This is a genomic window from Pseudomonas sp. HY2-MNA-CIBAN-0224 (assembly GCF_040310285.1).
Taxonomy (GTDB): domain Bacteria; phylum Pseudomonadota; class Gammaproteobacteria; order Pseudomonadales; family Pseudomonadaceae; genus Aquipseudomonas; species Aquipseudomonas helleri.
In genome coordinates this window covers 1-237 of sequence record NZ_JBEOPQ010000905.1, presented here as the reverse complement: position 1 = coordinate 237, position 237 = coordinate 1, and the positions used below count along the sequence as shown (strand labels likewise).

Below are 237 nucleotides of genomic sequence, written 5' to 3'. Positions count from 1 at the left end.
TACGACTGTTATTGTTTATGAACCCAAGTCTGATGAAGCTAGTTTCTTAGACTGTGAGATTGTGAATGACTTAGATACGTTTAAGAGCATATCAGATATCATAGTAGCCAATCGACTCTCAGAAGAGCTAGAAGACAGCTTGGATAAAATATATACTCGAGATCTATATGGGTCAGATTATTAATTAGGCCTCAGTTTGCAATACTTCACCTACGTTAGGCACAAGCAGTTTACTCA

General features: G+C 37.1%; 1 pseudogene. It reads left to right on the top strand.

What is annotated here, in order from left to right:
- Window positions 1-184 (top strand): annotated as a pseudogene (locus tag AAEZ03_RS28865) (UDP-glucose 6-dehydrogenase); the annotation flags it as partial.
- Between the last annotated feature and the right edge of the window lie 53 nt (window positions 185-237).